Source organism: Dellaglioa sp. CoH-56-MRSF-13, assembly GCF_056782095.1.
In genome coordinates, this window is sequence record NZ_JBXAYC010000030.1 from 1 (window position 1) to 663 (window position 663).

Annotated in this window: 1 protein-coding gene; it reads left to right on the forward strand. The window is 59.9% G+C overall.

Going from position 1 to position 663, the window contains the following annotated elements; all coding sequences use genetic code 11:
* Positions 1–663: hypothetical protein (locus tag AC1RP1_RS07680; RefSeq protein ID WP_481762670.1), on the forward strand; the 663-nt coding region annotated here is incomplete at both ends.

A 663-nucleotide genomic window follows, 5' to 3' on the forward strand; every position in this document is an offset into this window, starting at 1 on the left:
GCAGCGCAAGACGTTAAGGCCGAGGCCTCGATTGCTGATGGCACGGCACAGGACGTTGATCGCGTGTTCAAGAAAGTGAAACGCTCGCTCTCCAAGCATGGCCACAAGCTGGGGGATGTGGTTCTCGTCGATCGGGGCCATGTTACCGAGGTCGGCCGTGGACACGGTGCTGTCGAAGGCCTGTTCATCATCGACAGCATTGGCGAAAAGGGCGTCACGCTGGCGCAGGAGCCCGGAACTCCGCTCAGTATCGCCAACGCCACGGATGGCGGCATTGCGCGTCTCAAGTCAGAAGGTCGTATCGTTCACAACGTCGATCCTGCGGCGCTAGTCAAGCCGAACAAGGCACAGAAGACGAGCCGTGGCACCGAATGGGATGCCGTAGACGTTCTCGAAGCACGCTACGGGCTCACGATTGGCGACGAGGTGGTCGATCGCCGCGCGGAGGGCGATCTTGGCAAGAAGATTGGCGGCGTGATGTTCTCGACGTATCCGGGCAGCACTGTCGGTGATGTGCTGGTCGTATACGGTAAGGTCAGCGGCGGAAAGTATGAGATCGCAGGTTTCGCAGACCCTCTGGACCTCACCCCAATCAATGTGGATGATCGCGAAACGCGTATTGCGCTGGGTGCCGTGGTAGTTCACAAGCTGATGGGCACCGGC